This window comes from Aurantiacibacter gilvus (assembly GCF_038289935.1).
In the GTDB taxonomy this organism is placed as follows: domain Bacteria; phylum Pseudomonadota; class Alphaproteobacteria; order Sphingomonadales; family Sphingomonadaceae; genus Alteraurantiacibacter; species Alteraurantiacibacter gilvus.
The window spans coordinates 1,706,177-1,722,197 of the sequence record NZ_JBBYHV010000001.1 but is presented as its reverse complement, the minus strand read 5'-3'; the positions used below and the strand labels follow the sequence as shown (position 1 = coordinate 1,722,197).

The 16,021-nt window shown below is 63.6% G+C and carries 22 protein-coding genes; 21 read left to right on the top strand and 1 reads right to left on the bottom strand.

All coding sequences use genetic code 11. From position 1 onward, the window contains the following. The first annotated feature begins 18 nt into the window (after positions 1-18). The 21 genes from rplN to AAEO60_RS08410 all read left to right on the top strand — a co-directional run bounded on the left by rplN (position 19) and on the right by AAEO60_RS08410 (position 15,403). The gene (rplN, locus tag AAEO60_RS08510; RefSeq protein WP_341673222.1) at positions 19-387 is read left to right on the top strand and encodes a 50S ribosomal protein L14; all 369 of its coding nucleotides are present in this window, start codon (positions 19-21) and stop codon (positions 385-387) included. Then, on the top strand, positions 387-707 hold the full coding sequence (gene rplX, locus AAEO60_RS08505) for a 50S ribosomal protein L24 (protein ID WP_341673221.1): 321 nt from the start codon (positions 387-389) through the stop codon (positions 705-707). The genes rplN and rplX overlap by 1 nt, the downstream gene beginning before the upstream one ends. Further along, positions 700-1,278: a 50S ribosomal protein L5 gene (gene rplE / locus AAEO60_RS08500; RefSeq protein ID WP_341673220.1), complete on the top strand. Its 579-nt coding sequence runs from the start codon at positions 700-702 to the stop codon at positions 1,276-1,278. The genes rplX and rplE overlap by 8 nt, the downstream gene beginning before the upstream one ends. A gap of 25 nt (positions 1,279-1,303) precedes the next feature. After that, entirely contained in the window at positions 1,304-1,609 is a 306-nt protein-coding gene (gene rpsN, locus AAEO60_RS08495; RefSeq protein ID WP_341673219.1) for a 30S ribosomal protein S14, read from the top strand. Between the two features lie 10 nt (positions 1,610-1,619). Further along, positions 1,620-2,015, top strand: a complete 396-nt coding sequence (gene rpsH, locus AAEO60_RS08490; RefSeq protein WP_341673218.1) for a 30S ribosomal protein S8 — start codon at positions 1,620-1,622, stop codon at positions 2,013-2,015. After that, positions 2,015-2,548, top strand: coding sequence for a 50S ribosomal protein L6 (gene rplF / locus AAEO60_RS08485; protein WP_341673217.1), 534 nt, complete (start codon positions 2,015-2,017; stop codon positions 2,546-2,548). Before rpsH ends, rplF begins: the two co-directional genes overlap by 1 nt. 1 nt (position 2,549) lies before the next feature. Then, complete coding sequence (gene rplR / locus AAEO60_RS08480; RefSeq protein ID WP_341673216.1) at positions 2,550-2,894, top strand: 50S ribosomal protein L18; 345 nt, start codon at positions 2,550-2,552, stop codon at positions 2,892-2,894. A 2-nt stretch (positions 2,895-2,896) separates the two neighbouring features. Then, positions 2,897-3,703 carry a 30S ribosomal protein S5 gene (gene rpsE / locus AAEO60_RS08475; RefSeq protein WP_423970142.1) on the top strand — a complete coding sequence of 269 codons (807 nt, stop codon included), beginning with the start codon at positions 2,897-2,899 and terminating at the stop codon, positions 3,701-3,703. A gap of 5 nt (positions 3,704-3,708) precedes the next feature. Beyond that, positions 3,709-3,888, top strand: a complete 180-nt coding sequence (gene rpmD / locus AAEO60_RS08470; protein ID WP_341673214.1) for a 50S ribosomal protein L30 — start codon at positions 3,709-3,711, stop codon at positions 3,886-3,888. A gap of 105 nt (positions 3,889-3,993) precedes the next feature. Further along, the gene (gene rplO / locus AAEO60_RS08465; RefSeq protein ID WP_341673213.1) at positions 3,994-4,518 is read left to right on the top strand and encodes a 50S ribosomal protein L15; all 525 of its coding nucleotides are present in this window, start codon (positions 3,994-3,996) and stop codon (positions 4,516-4,518) included. A 107-nt stretch (positions 4,519-4,625) separates the two neighbouring features. Next, positions 4,626-5,996: a preprotein translocase subunit SecY gene (gene secY / locus AAEO60_RS08460; protein ID WP_341673212.1), complete on the top strand. Its 1,371-nt coding sequence runs from the start codon at positions 4,626-4,628 to the stop codon at positions 5,994-5,996. Positions 5,997-6,037: 41 nt separating this feature from the next. Next, on the top strand, positions 6,038-6,688 hold the full coding sequence (locus AAEO60_RS08455; protein WP_341673211.1) for an adenylate kinase: 651 nt from the start codon (positions 6,038-6,040) through the stop codon (positions 6,686-6,688). A gap of 36 nt (positions 6,689-6,724) precedes the next feature. After that, positions 6,725-7,282: an ATPase gene (locus AAEO60_RS08450; RefSeq protein ID WP_341673210.1), complete on the top strand. Its 558-nt coding sequence runs from the start codon at positions 6,725-6,727 to the stop codon at positions 7,280-7,282. A 294-nt stretch (positions 7,283-7,576) separates the two neighbouring features. Next, positions 7,577-7,945, top strand: coding sequence for a 30S ribosomal protein S13 (gene rpsM, locus AAEO60_RS08445; RefSeq protein WP_341673209.1), 369 nt, complete (start codon positions 7,577-7,579; stop codon positions 7,943-7,945). 52 nt (positions 7,946-7,997) lie between these two features. After that, complete coding sequence (rpsK, locus tag AAEO60_RS08440) at positions 7,998-8,387, top strand: 30S ribosomal protein S11 (RefSeq protein ID WP_047003266.1); 390 nt, start codon at positions 7,998-8,000, stop codon at positions 8,385-8,387. Positions 8,388-8,498: 111 nt separating this feature from the next. Further along, positions 8,499-9,554, top strand: coding sequence for a DNA-directed RNA polymerase subunit alpha (locus AAEO60_RS08435; protein WP_341673208.1), 1,056 nt, complete (start codon positions 8,499-8,501; stop codon positions 9,552-9,554). 87 nt (positions 9,555-9,641) lie between these two features. After that, on the top strand, positions 9,642-10,061 hold the full coding sequence (gene rplQ / locus AAEO60_RS08430) for a 50S ribosomal protein L17 (RefSeq protein ID WP_341673207.1): 420 nt from the start codon (positions 9,642-9,644) through the stop codon (positions 10,059-10,061). 85 nt (positions 10,062-10,146) lie between these two features. Continuing rightward, a complete protein-coding gene (locus AAEO60_RS08425; protein ID WP_341673206.1) occupies positions 10,147-11,514 on the top strand; it encodes a serine hydrolase domain-containing protein in 1,368 nt (455 codons plus the stop codon). Between the two features lie 66 nt (positions 11,515-11,580). Next, a complete protein-coding gene (locus tag AAEO60_RS08420; protein ID WP_341673205.1) occupies positions 11,581-13,722 on the top strand; it encodes a prolyl oligopeptidase family serine peptidase in 2,142 nt (713 codons plus the stop codon). Between the two features lie 131 nt (positions 13,723-13,853). Further along, a complete protein-coding gene (locus AAEO60_RS08415; RefSeq protein WP_341673204.1) occupies positions 13,854-14,438 on the top strand; it encodes a hypothetical protein in 585 nt (194 codons plus the stop codon). A gap of 104 nt (positions 14,439-14,542) precedes the next feature. After that, positions 14,543-15,403 (top strand): hypothetical protein, encoded by an 861-nt coding sequence (locus AAEO60_RS08410; protein ID WP_341673203.1) that lies wholly within the window; start codon positions 14,543-14,545, stop codon positions 15,401-15,403. On the opposite strand, the gene AAEO60_RS08405 is transcribed toward AAEO60_RS08410, so the two are convergent. Further along, positions 15,400-16,020, bottom strand: a complete 621-nt coding sequence (locus AAEO60_RS08405; RefSeq protein ID WP_341673202.1) for a trimeric intracellular cation channel family protein — start codon at positions 16,018-16,020, stop codon at positions 15,400-15,402. The two genes, AAEO60_RS08410 and AAEO60_RS08405, sit on opposite strands and share 4 nt — an antisense overlap. Position 16,021: the final 1 nt, after the last annotated feature.

Here is a 16,021-nt window from a genome sequence, read left to right as displayed (position 1 = left end):
TGAGAAGGAACCGGATCGATGATCCAGATGCAATCCAATCTCGACGTCGCGGACAACAGCGGCGCCAAGCGCGTCCAGTGCATCAAGGTACTGGGCGGGTCGAAGCGTCGGTTCGCGTCTGTCGGCGACGTGATCGTGGTTTCCGTGAAGGAAGCCCAGCCGCGCGCTCGCGTGAAGAAGGGTGACGTGCACCGCGCCGTTATCGTGCGCACCAGGAAGGACGTTCGTCGTGCCGATGGCACGGTCATCCGCTTCGACAGCAATGCTGCGGTGCTGGTGAACAAGACGGAAGAGCCGATCGGCACCCGTATCTTCGGACCCGTGGTGCGTGAACTGCGCGGCAAGGGCTTCATGAAGATCATCTCGCTCGCGCCGGAGGTGCTGTGATGGCTGCTGCAAAGATCAAGAAGGGCGACACCGTCGTCGTGCTTTCGGGCAAGGACAAGGGCACCACGGGTACCGTGAGCCAGGTCATGCCGAAAGAAGGCAAGGTCGTGGTTGAGGGCGTCAACGTAATGACCCGTCACCGCAAGCCCTCGCAGGCAAACCCGCAGGGCGGCATTGACCGTATTCCTGCACCGATGGCGATCTCCAAGGTCGCTGTCGCTGATCCCAAGGATGGCAAGCCCACCCGCGTCCGTTTCGAAGAAAAGGACGGCAAGAAGGTGCGTATCGCCGTCAAGTCCGGGGAGACCATCGATGGCTGATTACACCCCTCGTCTGAAGCAGAAGTATGCTGACGAAATCGTCAAGGCGATGACCGAGAAGTTCGGTTACGCCAACGCGTTGCAGGTGCCGAAGCTGGAAAAGATCACGCTCAACATGGGTGTGGGCGAAGCCAGCCAGGACAAGAAGAAAGTGCAGACGGCTGCAGAAGAAATGCAGGCGATTGCCGGCCAGAAGCCGGTGATCACCAAGGCCAAGAAGTCGATCGCCCAGTTCAAGCTGCGCGACGGCATGCCGATCGGTTGCAAGGTGAACCTGCGCCGTGACCGCATGTACGAATTCCTCGATCGCCTGGTGACCATCGCGATGCCGCGTATTCGCGACTTCCGTGGCCTCAACCCCAAGTCGTTTGATGGCAATGGCAACTACGCCATGGGCATCAAGGAGCAGATCATCTTTCCGGAGATCAGCTACGACAAGATCGAGAAGGTGCGTGGCATGGATATCATCGTCACCACCACCGCAAAGACCGACGAAGAAGCGCGCGAACTGCTGCGTCTGTTCGGTTTCCCGTTCCCGGCCGAGAGTGCCGAAGAAAAGGAAGCGGCATAAGCCGCTTTAGGAGAGCTTAAGTCCAATGGCGAAACTGAGTTCCATCAACAAGAACGAGAAGCGCAAGGCTCTCGTGAAGAAGTATGCTGCGAAGTATGCGAAGCTGAAGGCAATTGCCGACGATGAGTCGCTCGACGAAACCGAGCGTCTCATGGCCCGCCTGAAGATGGCCGAGCTGCCTCGTAACGCAAACCCCACCCGTGTGCGCAACCGTTGCGCCACCACCGGCCGCCCGCGCGGCTACTATCGCAAGTTCGGGCTTAACCGCATCGAACTCCGTGATCTGGCCAACAAGGGCTTGATCCCGGGCGTGACCAAGTCGAGCTGGTGAGGATTAGACCATGGCATTGACCGATCCCCTGGGTGATATGCTCACCCGTATCCGCAACGGCCAGCAGGCGAAGAAGGATTCCGTCCTCTCGCCGGCTTCGAAGCTGCGTGCGAACGTGCTCGAGGTGCTCCAGCGCGAAGGCTACATCCGTGGCTACAGCGAGGACACCAGCGGCAAGCACAAGGCGCTGCGGATCGAACTGAAGTATTTCGAAGGCGAGCCGGCGATCAAGCACGTCGCTCGCGTCTCCAAGCCGGGCCGCCGCGTCTACTCGGGTTCCAAGGAACTCCCTGCAGTGCGCAACGGCCTCGGCATCACCATCGTCTCGACACCCAAGGGCGTGCTTTCGGACAACGAAGCCCGCACCGAGAACGTCGGTGGCGAAGTGCTGGCGGAGGTGTTCTGATGAGCCGCATTGGCAAAAGGCCGGTGGCACTCCCCAGCGGAGTGACCGCCAAGACCGAGAACGGCGTGCTGACCGTGAAGGGCCCCAAGGGCGAACTCACGATGAGCATGTTCGACCTGATCGAATACAAGGTCGAGGCCGAGGAAATCCTGGTCAACCCGATCAACAAGACGAAGCAGGCCCGCCAGTTCTGGGGCATGCAGCGTACGCTGGTGCAGAACCTGGTTGACGGTGTGACCGAAGGTTTCACCAAGGTACTGGAAATCACCGGCGTTGGTTACCGTGCGCAGGCCCAGGGCAAGACCCTGAAGCTGCAGCTCGGCTTCAGCCACGACGTTGACCTGACGGTTCCTGAAGGTCTCGAAGTCAAGACGCCCGACCAGACCACGGTCGAAATTTCGGGCATCGACAAGCAGAAGGTCGGGCAGTTCGCTGCCGAGATCCGCGAATGGCGCAAGCCGGAGCCCTACAAGGGCAAGGGTGTGAAGTACCGCGGTGAATATATCTTCCGCAAGGAAGGGAAGAAGAAGTAAGATGGCAAAGCTTTCCCTCTTTGAACGTCGCCGCCGCCGGGTGCGTACCGCGCTCCGCAAGCGTTCGGGCGACAAGCCGCGGCTGTCGGTGCACCGCACCGGCCAGCACATCTACGCGCAGATCATCGACGACAAGGACGGTCGTACCGTTGCTGCTGCCTCCACCCTGGGTGGCAAGGCTTCGGGCGCGAACGTCGATGCCGCCAAGAAGGTCGGCAGCGACATCGCTGCTGCTGCCAAGAAGGCCGGCGTGACCACCGTCGTGTTCGATCGCGGTGGCTTCCTGTTCCATGGCCGCGTCAAGGCGCTGGCCGATGCCGCTCGTGAAGGCGGGCTGGAGTTCTGATGATGGCTGACGAAAACAAGACTGAAGACACCAAGGCCGAAGCCCAGGTGGAACAGAACATCGAGGGTTCGACCCCGACGCCGACCACCGAGTCGACCGAAGCTGCTGACAACCAGTCGGCCGCCCAGGGCGCCGAAGGGCAGCCGCGTACCAGCAATCGTGGTGGCCGTGGTGGCCGCGGCGGTAACGATCGCGGTGGCCGTGATGGCGGACGTGGTCGTGGCCGTGGCGGTCGTGACGATCGTCGTGGTGGCCGCGGCGGTGACGATGATGGTGAAGAGCTGATCGAGAAGCTCGTCCACATCAACCGCGTTGCCAAGGTGGTGAAGGGCGGTAAGCGCTTCGGTTTCGCCGCGCTGGTCGTGGTGGGTGACGGCAAGGGCCGCGTCGGCTTCGGCCACGGCAAGGCCCGCGAAGTGCCGGAAGCCATCAACAAGGCGACCGCAGCTGCCAAGAAGAAGATGATCCGCGTCCCGCTCAAGGAAGGCCGCACGCTGCACCATGATGGCCGTGGCCATTTCGGTGCCGGCAAGGTCGTCGTGCGCTCGGCGCCTCCGGGTACCGGTATCATCGCCGGTGGCCCGATGCGTGCCGTGTTCGAAGCGCTCGGCGTGGCGGACGTCGTGACCAAGTCGGTCGGTACGTCCAATCCCTACAACATGATCCGCGCCACTTTCGATGGCCTGACCAACCAGACTTCGCCGAAGTCGGTTGCCCAGCGTCGCGGCAAGAAGGTCGCCGACCTGCTTGGTCGCGGTGGCGCATCGGAGGCCGAGGCGGAAGCCGACGCCGCCGCTATCGCGGAGTAAGCGACATGGCGACAATCAAGATCAAGCAGATCGGCTCGCCGATCCGTCGTCCTGAAAACCAGCGCAAGATCCTGATCGGCCTCGGGCTGAACAAGATGCACAAGGTGGTTGAACTGCAGGACACCCCCGAAGTGCGCGGAGCCATCAAGAAGGTGCCGCACATGGTGGAGATCGTGGAGGGCTGAAGTCCTTCGCGGTAACCGCAAAACAATTTGACGGTGGTGGCCCGCTGTTCTAGCGGGCCGCTTCCATTTTATTGGCGCGAACAAAGCGAAAGCGAGTGCAAGACTATGAAACTCAACGACATCCGTGACAACGAAGGTGCCCGCAAGGGCCGTATGCGCGTCGGACGCGGCATCGGTTCGGGCAAGGGCAAGACCGCCGGCCGTGGCCAGAAGGGCCAGAAGAGCCGTTCGGGCGTGGCCATCAAGGGCTTCGAAGGCGGCCAGATGCCCCTTCACATGCGCCTGCCGAAGCGCGGCTTCAACAACCCGTTCGGCAAGGACTATGCCGAAGTGAACGTCGGCATGGTGCAGAAGCTGGTCGACGCCAAGAAGCTCGACGCCAAGAAGGTCATCGACCACGAAGCGCTGCAGGCTGCTGGCCTGGCTCGCGGTGGCAAGGACGGCGTGCGTCTGCTTGGCAAGGGCGAACTGACGGCCAAGCTCACTTTCAACGTTGCCGGCGCGTCCAAGGGTGCCGTGGCCGCAGTTGAAAAAGCTGGCGGCAAGGTCGACCTGATCGACCCGGGCAAGCCCGAACACGAGAAGAAGGCTGAGCGTCGCGAAGCCAACAAGGCCAAGAAGGCCGGTTGATTGAATAAAAGGGCACGCGCGGGTTCGACATTGGGCCCGCGCGTCCCTATCTAGCCTTCCTGAGCCGGGAGGGACCGGCGTTTTGACCAGGATCTGAAAGACTTTTCATGGCATCCCGCGCCGACAATATCGCCAGCTCGCTGAGCTTTTCCAACTTCAGCCAGGCGACTGAGCTCAAGAACCGCATCTGGTTCACGATCGGTGCGCTGATCGTCTTCCGCTTCCTCAGCTTCGTGCCGCTGCCGGGCGTCGACCCGGTCGAGCTGGCCAACATCTACGAATCCGAGAACCTGGGCGGCGGCATCCTGGGTATGTTCAACATGTTCTCCGGCGGTTCGCTGGAGCGCATGAGCCTGATCGCGCTGGGCGTGATGCCTTACATCACCGCCTCCATCGTCATCCAGCTGGCAGCCTCGCTGCATCCGTCGCTGATGGCGCTGAAGAAGGAAGGCGAGGCCGGGCGCAAGAAGCTGAACCAGTACACCCGCTATGGCACGGTCTTCCTGTGCGCCATCCAGGGCTGGTTCCTGGCCAGCGGCCTCGAAGCCTACGGCGCGCAGAGCGGCGCTGCCCTGGTGGTGGACCCGGGCCTGATGTTCAAGGTGGTAGCCGTCATCAACCTGGTGGGCGGCACCATGTTCCTGCTGTGGCTGGGTGAGCAGATCACCAGCCGGGGTATCGGTAACGGCGTCTCGCTGATCATCATGGCGGGCATCGTGGCCCAGTTCCCGACCTTTACCGCCAACCTGTTCGAAGGCGGCCGCACCGGCTCGATCAGCGGCGTGGTGATCGGTGGCTTCGTGGTCATGGCCGTGATCCTGATCCTGTTCATCTGCTTCGTGGAGCGAGCCCAGCGCCGCCTGCTGATCCAGTATCCGAAGCGCGCGACGCAGCGCGGCGGCATGCAGGCCGACCGTTCGCACCTGCCGCTGAAGCTCAACACCGCCGGCGTTATCCCGCCGATCTTTGCCAGCTCGTTGCTGCTGCTGCCGCTGACGATTACCCAGTTCGCGGGCAATTCGGTCGACACCACCAGCACCTGGGGCAGCACCATCGTGATGCTCAACCAGTACCTGGCCCACGGCCAGCCGCTGTACATGGCGCTCTATGCCGCCGGCATCATCTTCTTCTGCTTCTTCTACACTGCCGTGGTCTTCAATCCGGAGGACACTGCCGAGAACCTGAAGAAGCAGGGCGGCTTCATTCCGGGCATTCGTCCGGGCAAGCGGACGGCCGACTATCTCGACTATGTGCTCACCCGTATTACCGTGGTTGGTGCGCTGTACCTGACGGTAGTCTGCGTGGTGCCCGAATGGGGTATCGCCCAGACCGGCCTCCCGCTGTTCCTTGGCGGTACCAGCCTGCTGATTGTGGTGAACGTGACCGTGGATACGATCAGCCAGATCCAGTCGCATCTCTTGGCCCACCAGTACGGTGACCTTATCAAGAAGGCCAAGTTGAAGGGCCGCACTCGCTAGTCTAGCGTCGCTCGCACACGCGGCAGGGGATTCGCACTTTCATGAATATCATCCTTCTCGGGCCGCCGGGCGCAGGCAAGGGCACTCAGGCGCACATGCTGGTGGAACACCACGGCATGAAGCAGCTTTCGACCGGCGACATGCTGCGCGCCGCGGTGAAGGCACAGACGCCGGTGGGCCTCGAGGCGAAGGCCGTGATGGATCGCGGCGAACTGGTCTCCGACGAGATCGTCTCTGCCCTGATCGACGCCGAGCTGGAGGCCATGGGCGAAGCGACCGGCGCCATCTTTGATGGCTACCCGCGCACCGAAGCCCAGGCTGTTTCGCTCGACGAGATCCTCGCCAAGCATGACCGCAAGCTCGACTTCGTGATCGAACTGCTGGTGGACGAAGAGGCCCTGGTCGACCGCATTACCGGCCGCTTCACCTGCGCCAATTGCGGCGAGGGCTATCACGACCGCCACAAGCTGCCCGAGGTCGAAGGTGTCTGTGACAAGTGCGGCAGCACCGAGTTCAAGCGCCGTCCTGACGACAACGAGGAAACCGTGCGCACGCGCATGGCCGAATACCGCGCCAAGACGGCGCCGATCCTGCCGTTCTACGAGCAGCGTGGCATCGTCCAGCGGGTCGATGGCATGGCCGCCATCGACGACGTGACGACCGCCATAGAGAAGGTCTTGGCCTCGGCCTGACCCGCGCGCTATCCCTCCGCCAACGAAGGAGGGATCATGAGATACGCTGTTCTTGCTGCTGCGGGCGCTGCCTTGCTGTCCGTACCTGCCGCAGCCGAAGTGGTGGAAAGTGCCACCGGAGGCTTTGCGTCGACCCACTACGCCCTCGTGGCCGCCGATCGCGACACCGTCTGGGAGCAATTGGTCCACCCGGAAAACTGGTGGAGCCACAGCTGGTCGGACGATTCCGCCAACCTCTCGCTCGATCCGCAGGCAGGCGGCTGCTTCTGCGAACGTATTCCCGGCGTTGACGGCTATCCCGACGGCTCGGTCGAACACATGCGCGTGGTGGCCGTTTTCCCTGCGGCCATGCTGCGGCTCGACGGGTCGCTCGGGCCGCTGCAGGCCGAAGGGCTTGCCGGTACGCTGACCGTGACCCTGACGGACGAGGCAGTGGGGACGGGCATCCGCTGGGATTACATTACCGGAGGCCAGTCACGCATTCCGCCAGAGCAACTCGCCCCCGTAGTAGATGCCGTACAGGCAGAGTTCCTTGGCGGGCTGGTGGCGCAGCTCGGCGGCGACATTGCAGGTGATTTACAGCACGTTGAATAAGCCATTTTGACTAGGCTGCGCTGGCGGGCTATAAGGGGTCATTCGGAGCGCAGGCCTCCAGCGAGTGACAGCAATTGCTGGTTGCTCGCTTTCGCCTGTTGACGCGGAGGGGGAATCACCCTATCTGCGCTCCCTATTCGTCCATTTGTAACGAAAGTAACTGTTTGGCGGCAGCCCGTTGCACGCCAAAAGCAGCCGCTTTCAGCGCAGCCGGTCGAATATTTTTGGCTATGAGATAGGGGTGTCCCCGAGTTGTTCGGATCGACCAGGCCCCTGTGGAGCATGGAGAATTAAGTGGCTCGTATTGCCGGGGTAAACATCCCCACCAACAAGCGCGTTATCATTGCGCTCACCTACATTCACGGAATCGGTCCCACCAGCGCTCGCAAGATCGCTGACAAGCTCGGCATTGATCATTCGCGCCGCGTGCAGGACCTGTCGGACGCCGAAGTCCTGCAGATCCGTGAAACGATCGACGCCGATTACAGCGTGGAAGGCGATCTTCGTCGCGACACCGCGATGAACATCAAGCGCCTGATGGACCTGGCCTGCTATCGCGGCCTGCGTCATCGTAAGGGCCTGCCCGTTCGCGGCCAGCGCACCCACACCAACGCCCGTACCCGCAAGGGCAAGGCCAAGCCGATCGCCGGCAAGAAGAAGTAAGCAGGGCTTCTGCCCGGCTTTTTCCTTCTTACGAGTTAGAGGAACGTAGAAAATGGCACGCGAACCAGGCCGTATCCGGCGTCGTGACAAGAAGAACATTTCCAGCGGTGTTGCCCACGTCAACGCCAGCTTCAACAACACCATGATCACCATCACCGATGCGCAGGGCAATGCGATCAGCTGGTCCAGCGCCGGCATGATGGGCTTCAAGGGTAGCCGCAAGTCGACTCCCTATGCTGCGCAGGTTGCTGCTGATGATGCGGGCAAGAAGGCCGCCGAACACGGCGTGCGCACGCTCGAGGTAGAGATCAAGGGCCCGGGTTCGGGTCGCGAATCGGCGCTGCGTGCGCTGCAGGCGGTGGGTTTCACCATCACCTCGATCCGTGACGTGACCCCGATCCCGCACAACGGCGTACGGCCTTCCAAGCGTCGTCGCGTCTGATCGAAGCCTGCCGCGGGGGTAACGCCTCGCACCAAGTCATTCGCATCGGCCGCGGCGTTCCATCCGGAGCATCGCGGTCTTTGCGCCAGAAAACACCTTTAGGGGAAGTCCATGTCCGTCAACACGAAGAACTGGCAGGAACTGAAGAAGCCCAACACGCTCGACATCAAGGAAGGCGCCGACAAGAAGCGCAAGGCGACTTTCGTCGCCGAGCCGCTTGAGCGCGGTTATGGCCTGACGCTGGGCAACGCCCTGCGCCGCGTCCTCCTCGCCAGCCTTCAGGGTGCGGCGATCACCTCGATCAAGATCGAGAACGTGCTGCACGAATTCTCCTCGCTCGCCGGCGTGCGCGAGGACGTTACCGACATCGTCCTCAACGTGAAGCAGATCGCGCTGAAGATGGAAGGCGAAGGCCCCAAGCGCCTGCAGCTTTCGGCTACCGGCCCGGCCGAGGTCACTGCCGGTGACATCGCCGTGACCGGCGACATCGAGATCCTCAACAAGGACCTCGTGCTGTGCCACCTCGACGAGGGTGCCACGCTGAACATGGAACTGACCGCAGACACCGGCAAGGGCTACTCGCCTGCCGTGCAGAACCGTCCGGCCGATGCGCCCATCGGCCTGATCCCGGTCGACAGCCTTTATTCGCCGATCAAGCAGGTCAGCTACAAGGTCGAGAACGCCCGTGTCGGCCAGGAACTGGACTTCGACAAGCTCAGCCTGACCATCGAAACCGACGGCACCGTCACCCCTGAAGATGCGATCGCCTACGCTGCACGCATCCTGCAGGACCAGCTGACCCTGTTCGTCCACTTCGAAGACGGCATTCCGCAGCCGAGCAGCTCCATGATCGGGGTTGCTGCAGAGCCGCAGGAAAGCGACACCAACCAGCTCAACCGTTACCTCCTCAAGAAGGTCGACGAGCTGGAACTGTCGGTGCGTTCGGCCAACTGCCTCAAGAACGACAACATCATCTACATCGGCGACCTGGTCCAGAAGACCGAAGCCGAGATGCTGCGTACGCCGAACTTCGGCCGCAAGTCGCTCAACGAGATCAAGGAAGTCCTCTCGTCGATGGGCCTGCGCCTCGGCATGGATATCCCCGGCTGGCCGCCGGAGAACATCGAAGAAATGGCCAAGAAGCTGGAGCAGGAACTGCTCGGCTAACAGCCAACAGGGGCTTGGGCCGGACCCCTTCTTCCGGCCTGCATCGGGGTACCTCATACGGCCCCCCTACGAACTGGAGTAAGTATTATGCGTCACGGTATTTCTGGCCGTAAGCTCAGCCGCAAGAGCCAGCACCGCACCGCCATGTTCCGCAACATGGCTGCCGCGCTGATCAAGCACGAGCAGATCCTCACCACCACGGCCAAGGCCAAGGAACTGCGTCCCTATGTCGAGAAGCTGATCACGCTGGCCAAGCGTGGCGGCCTGTCGAACCGTCGCCTGGCGCACGCGCGCCTGCTCGATGACGCGCAGCTGCGGAAGCTGTTCGACGTGCTGGCTGAACGCTACGCTGACCGCAACGGCGGCTACACCCGCATCATCAAGGCCGGCTTCCGCGCTTCGGACGCCGCGCCCATCGCCTATATCGAACTCGTCGACCGTGACGAAGACGCCAAGGGCCAGGACTCCGGTCCGGTGATGACCGAAGACGAATACGCTGACGCCTGAGCGTCAGCGTAACGAGACAAGAATGGGCCGTCGGAGCGATCCGGCGGCCCTTTTCTTTTGCGCGGGGCGTGGCACAACGGAGCGCATGATCCGCACCGCAATGCTTGCAGCGTCCACGTTGCTATTCGCCGCTCCCGCCACCGCGCAGGTTTCGCAGGCCAATCTCGATGCCAGCTACGACTGGGCGCTGGCCGCGGGCTACAAGGCCATGTTCCTGTGCAGCGCCATCGCCAATGCCGAACGTGCGGGGACGTCGCGGACCTACGAGCACGTGATGGAATGGGAACTGTCGGGCATCCAGGCCCCGCTCGACGAACTTGTGGGCGAAATGCCCTACGAGATCGTCCGCGCAGCCAATGGCGAAGTGCAATACGTGACCGCCAATTGGTCGGCCGACCTGCCCGACCGGGTTGCCGTGCACACGCCGGGTGAGGGCTGCTCGATCTACCCCATCGGCTTCGATCCGGCGACGCTGCCGGACTGGGCGGCGGACGGCTGGGAGCGCCTGCGCCCGCCGATGCCGCGCACCATCCAGAACTTGCCCGACCGCAGCCTGGTCGAGCGCGCCTTTGACCGCACCTACGGCGAGGACAGCCGCACCACGGCGATCATCGTGGTCAGCCCGGCGCTTGCGGAAGGCCGGTTCGAATACTATGCGGAAGGGTTCGATGCCCACACGCCGCAGCGCACCTGGTCGGTCGCCAAGAGCATTGCCGCGACCATAGTCGGGGCGGCGGTCTATCGCGGCGAGGTCGATGTCATGGACAGCGCCGGCCTTGGCGTGAACGAGGAGGATCCGCGCCGCGCCATCACTATCGACGACGGATTGCGCATGGCCACGGGCCGCTATTCGGATACGCCGGGCAACCGGACCGATCCGCTATACTTCGGCGGCTCGACGGTGGACGAACGGACGGTCAACTGGCCGCTGGTCCGCGAACCGGGCACGGTCTTCCGCTACGCCAACAATGACACGCTGATCGCAATCCAGGCCATCGAGGACAGCTTCGCCGCGCATCCGCCGCGGGAGTTGCTGGCGCAACTTGGCATGCAGCGCACCATCGCCGAGACCGACTGGCAGGGGAACTACATCCTCTCCAGCCAGGTCTGGGCCACCGCGCCGGACCTTGTTCGCCTGGGTGAACTCTATCTCAACGACGGTGTCCTGCCCGATGGCACGCGCGTGCTGCCTGAAGGATGGGTCGACTATGTCTCCGATCCCTCCGGCCCGCAGCCGGACGGCGCATGGGGCTATGGCGCAGGCTGGTGGACCATGCGCGGGATGGAAGGCATTCCTGATGACGCCTTCGCCGCGCGCGGCAATCGCGGGCAATATGTCGTGGTCATTCCCAGCCTCGACATGGTGATCGTGCGGCGGGGTGAAGACCCGGCGGGCGGCTCCGGCTTCGACATTGCGGCCTATACCCGCGACGTGATTGCCTCGCTCTACTGAGCGCCCTTGCAACACCCGCAGCAATAGTTACATCTCCAACCAGTTCCATCCCCCAGTGGAGATTCCATGCGTTTTCCGATTGTTGCTGCATCGCTGCTTGTCGCCAGTTCCATTCCCGCTAGTGCCCAGGACATGACTGCTCCCGAATATCCCGAGACGCGCCGCGGCGACGTGGTGGAGACCTTCTTTGGTGAAGAAGTGGCTGACCCCTACCGCTGGCTGGAAGACGACGTTCGCAACAATCCCGAAGTGGCCGACTGGGTCGACCGCCAGAACGCGGTGACCGACGCCTATCTCGAAGCGCTGCCGGCGCGCGCGTGGTTCGAGGAGCGGATCGGCGAGCTTTACGACTACGAGCGCTTCAGCACCCCGGTCGTGCGCGGCGATCACTATTTCTACACCCGCAACTCCGGCCTGCAGAACCAGTCGCCGCTCTACGTGCGCGACGGGCTGGACGGCGAACCGCGCCTGCTGCTCGATCCCAACGAATGGGCTGACGACGGCGCCACGGCGCTTAGCGGCTGGGTGCCGTCGCCCGATGGCTCCAAGCTGCTCTACTCCGTGCAGGACGGCGGCACCGACTGGCGCATCCTGCGCGTGCTCGACGTCGCCACGGGCGAACAGATCGGCGGCGATATCCGCTGGGCCAAGTTTACTTCGCTGGCATGGGTGGGCGAAGAGGGCTTCCTTTATTCGCGCTTCCCGGAGCCGGAGGAGGGCGAGGACTTCCAGGCCCTGAACATGGACCAGGCGATTTACTACCACGCGCTGGGCACCGAGCAGTCGGCTGACGAACTGGTCTTCGCGACGCCGGACGCGCCCGAGCGCAACCATACGGCGGGCGTCACCGACGATGGCCGCTGGATGGTCATCTACAGCTCCACCGGCACCGACGCGCGCTACGAAGTCCATGTGGTGGACCTCGCCGCGCGCGAGACCAACGGCTGGCATGCCACGCCGCTGATCACCGGCTTCGAACATTCGTGGAGCGCGATCGACTCGGTTGGCTCGCGCATGTGGTTCGTCACCAATCAGGATGCGCCGCTCTACCGCGTGGTCTCGATCGACCTCGAGGACATCGAGGCAGGCTGGACCGAGGTGATCGCAGAACGCGAACAACCGATTGCCGACGCGGGCATGGTGGGCGAGTACCTGGTGGTCGAATACCTCGAGGATGCCAGCTCCAGCGCCTATGTCACCACGCTGGACGGTGAGCCCGTGCGCGAGATCGAGTTCGCCGGCATCGGTTCGGCGGGCGGCTTCGGCGGCACGCCTGACAGCAACGAGACATTCTACTCCTTCTCCAGCTTCAACCGCGCGGGCACGATCTACCGCTACGATGTGGCAACGGGCGAAAGCACCATATTCGCCGCGCCCGAAGTCAGCTTTGATCCCGAGGACTTCGTGGTCGAACAGCGCTTCTACGAGAGCAAGGACGGCACCCGCGTGCCCATGTTCATCGTGCGCCGTGCGGACGTGGCTGCAAGCGGTGAGGCCGTGCCCACGCTGCTCTACGGCTATGGCGGCTTCGACGTTTCGCTGACGCCGGGCTTCTCTGCCAGCCGGCTGGCATGGGTCGAGGCGGGCGGGGCCTTCGCGCTCGCCAACATTCGTGGTGGCGGCGAATATGGCCGCGCCTGGCACGACGGCGGGCGCCGCGCGAACAAGCAGAACGTGTTCGACGACTTCATCGCGGCAGGCGAATTCCTGATCGCGGAAGGCGTGACGCCGGAAGATGGCCTGGCCATCCAGGGCGGCTCCAACGGTGGCCTGCTGGTGGGCGCCGTGGCCAACCAGCGTCCGGACCTGTTCGCGGCGGGCAATGCGGCAGTGGGCGTGATGGACATGCTGCGCTTCGACCGCTTCACCGCGGGCCGGTACTGGGTCGACGACTACGGCTATCCCGACCGCGAAGAAGACTGGCGGATCCTGCGCGCCTACTCCCCGCTGCACAATATCCAGCCCGATACGGACTATCCCGCGCTGCTGGTTACCACGGCCGATACCGACGACCGAGTCGTTCCCGGGCATTCTTTCAAATACACTGCAGCCTTGCAGGCAGAGAACCTTGGCGACCGGCCCCAGCTGATCCGGATCGAGACCCGCGCGGGCCACGGTTCGGGCAAGCCGACCGACAAGGCTATCGAGGAAGCCGCTGATATTGCAGCATTCCTGGCCTATTGGACGGGCCTCGAACCGACCGAATGAGGCTGTTCAGATAAAGTTAGACTTTCCTGAATATTCGCTAACGACAGGGTTCAGCGTCGCATCAGCGCGAATCCCCTAGAACCCTTCTCAGAGGTGGCAATCCCGTCGCCCGGACGAGAAGGAGAAGTCTCATGAAGTCCATTACCAAAGCTCTCGCCAAGGGCACGCTCGGAACTGTCGCGGCTGGCGCGATGGTCATGGGTGTTGCTTCCCCCGCCGCCGCGCAGGATCGCCACCGCGATCGTGACGACGGCATCTCTGCCGGTGAGGTGATTGCCGGTGCCGTAATCCTGGGTGGCCTTGCCGCTATCATCGCCTCGAGCGACAATGATCGCCACGACCGCTACGATCGTCGCGGTTACCGTGATGACTATCGCGGCGACTACCGCGGCGATTACCGCGGTGGCTATGGCTACAACTCTCGCGATGCCGTCGAGATGTGCGTCCGCGCCGCTGAACGCCGCGCCCAGCGCCGCCTTGGCACCCGTGCCGAGGTCTACGAAATCCGCGATGTCGACCGTGAACGTCGTGGCTACGAAGTCGAAGGGCGCATCGCCGTCCGCGATGGCTATCGCGACCGTGACCGCCGTGGCTGGGGCCGTGGCGACTACCGCCGTGGCTATCGCAACGACGGTTGGGACGAAGGCCGGTTCAGCTGCGAAGTCCGTCGCGGCCGGGTGGTCGATCTCGACTTCCGTGGCATCCGCGGTCTTTGATCGCTGACCCTCCAACGTGAGCAAGGGCGGTTCAGGCTGAAGTCAGTCTGGACCGCCTAGCTCTGTCCGCAACACTGTCCCCCTTGGGGAAGGGAATACCGACAATGCCGTTCCGCCCGACCACATTTGCCAGCGCCGCCGCCATGGCCGCGGCGCTTTCCATGGCCGCGACGCCTGCTGCTGCGGCTGAACTGCCGCGCACCGCGAACACTTACGTCCAGGTGCAGACCGGCGATCCGGGCATCGCCAGCCAGTACCGTTATGGCCGCTATGATCGCTACGACCGGTATGGCCGCTATCGCCACCACCGCCACCGCAATCGCGGAATCGATACGGGTGACGTGATTGCCGGCGTCGTCGTGCTGGGTGCCCTGGCCGCCATCATCGGCTCCTCGCGCAGCCGCGACCGTGATCGCGACCGCTACGAGGATCGCCGCGAACAGGTGCGCTATGACCGGCGCGAGGATCGCAATTACGACAGCCGCGGCATCGAGAACGCCGTCGACATGTGTATCGAAGAGATCGAGCGCTACGACGACCGCGTGGAATCGGTCCACGAGGCGCGCCGCGGGCCTGACGGCTGGCACGTTTCCGGCACGCTGGACAACGGTTCCGGCTGGGACTGCCAGATCGACAACAATGGCCGCATCAGCGACGTCGTGATGGGCGGTGACGGCTATGTCACCCCGGGTGACGGGCGCTACTACGGCAGCGATGCCGCGCCCAGCCGCGGCGACCAGCTGAGCGATTCCGCCTATGCCAATGCCCGCGCATCGACGCGCACGGCAGCGGACGAGCCCTACAGCTACCGCTACGAAACCAGTGCGACCCACGACACCCCGGCTACCACGGCCCCGTCAGCCGACGATCCGCGTCCGGCCTATCCCGGCGGCCCGCTGCCGGGCGAGGAAGGCTACGATCCGGACTGGCAGGTCGACGGCGATCTGGGCGATTACGGCAACTAGTCCGTCACTTCACGCGCATAGGCAGGCAGTTCGATCTGCCACACCATGGCCGCGCCGCGCAGGGCAAACCCTGCCGTCGCGGCCATTGCCATGGCTATCGGCTGTTCCACACCAAGCAGGATGAGTACCGCACAGAGCGTGGCGGCGAGGGCGGCTGCGGTAACGTATAGCTCCGGCCGCATCAGGATCGATGGCACGCCCGCGATCACGTCGCGGATGATCCCGCCGACGCAGCCGGTCACCACGCCCAGGATCAGCGCCGCCACCGGGGCGACGTCGAAGGCCAGCGCCTTTGCCGTGCCCAGCGCGCAGAAGACCGCCATGCCGAGCGCGTCGGCCCATTCAAGCCAGCGGCCCTCCCACCACTTGCGCGGCAGGAACCAGGCGATCAGCGCCGTGCCCAGGATCACCGGGGCCACCCACATGTCGCGCAGCCAGAAGGCGGGAACGCCCAGCATGGCGTCGCGGACCGAACCTCCGCCCACGCCGGTCACCAGCGCGAAGAAGGCGCAGGTGACGAAGGTCTGGTTGAGCCGTGCTGCCAGCAGCGCTCCCGACAGCGCGAAGACCGCGGTCCCGCCAAGGTCGACGAAGGGTGGCAGTACGAGCGCGATCATG